Annotated in this window: 2 protein-coding genes; both read right to left on the reverse strand. The window is 40.5% G+C overall.

Features of this window, described 5'->3' with window-relative positions:
- The coding region (locus tag ACQV2R_RS08605) for an endonuclease/exonuclease/phosphatase family protein (protein ID WP_428892115.1) at window positions 1-515 on the reverse strand (515 nt) is incomplete at its 3' end.
- Between the two features lie 36 nt (window positions 516-551).
- Window positions 552-695, reverse strand: a complete 144-nt coding sequence (locus ACQV2R_RS08610; protein WP_428892116.1) for a hypothetical protein — start codon at window positions 693-695, stop codon at window positions 552-554.
- Between the last annotated feature and the right edge of the window lie 333 nt (window positions 696-1,028).

The following is a 1,028-nucleotide window of genomic DNA, read 5'->3' on the forward strand; positions in this document are numbered from 1 at the left end:
TACCTGAATGGTCTAGTGGTTTTCCCTACTTTCTTCAATTTAAGTCTGAATTTGGTAATAAGGAGTTCATGATCTGAGCCACAGTCAGCTCCTGGTCTTGTTTTTGTTGACTGTATAGAGCTTCTCCATCTTTGGCTGCAAAGAATATAATCAATCTGATTTCGGTGTTGACCATCTGGTGATGTCCATGTGTAGAGTCTTCTCTTGTGTTGTTGGAAGAGGGTGTTTGCTATGACCAGTGCATTTTCTTGGCAAAACTCTATTAGTCTTTGCCCTGCTTCATTCCGCATTCCAAGGCCAAATTTGCCTGTTACTCCAGGTGTTTCTTGACTTCCTACTTTTGCATTCCAGTCCCCTATAATGAAAAGGACATCTTTTTTGGGTGTTAGTTCTAAAAGGTCTTGTAGGTCTTCATAAAACCGTTCAACTTCAGCTTCTTCAGCATTACTGGTTGGGGCATAGACTTGGATAACTGTGATATTGAATGGTTTGCCTTGGAGACGAACAGAGATCATTCTGTCATTTTTGAGATTGCATCCAAGTACTGCATTTCAGACTCTTTTGTTGACCATGATGGCTACTCCATTTCTTCTGAGGGATTCCTGCCCACAGTAGTAGATATAATGGTCATCTGAGTTAAATTCACCCATTCCAGTCCATTTTAGTTCGCTGATTCCTAGAATGTCGATGTTCACTCTTGCCATCTCCTGTTTTACCACTTCCAATTTACCTTGATTCATGGACCTAACATTCCAGATTTCTATGCAATGTTCTTTACAACATCAGACTTTACTTCCACCACCACTCACATCAACAACTGGGTGTTGTTTTTGCTTTGGCTCTGTCTCTTCATTCTTTTTGGAGTTATTTATCCACTCTATTCCAGTAGCATATTGGGCACCTACTAACCTGGGTACTTCATCTTTCAGTGACTTTTTACCTTTTCATGCTGTTCATGGGGTTCTCAAGGCAAGAATACTGAAGTGGTTTGACATTCTCTTCTCCATTGCACCACATTTAGTCAGAAT

Origin of the sequence: Facklamia sp. P12937 (genome assembly GCF_050409505.1) — a bacterium.
Classification (GTDB): domain Bacteria; phylum Bacillota; class Bacilli; order Lactobacillales; family Aerococcaceae; genus Facklamia.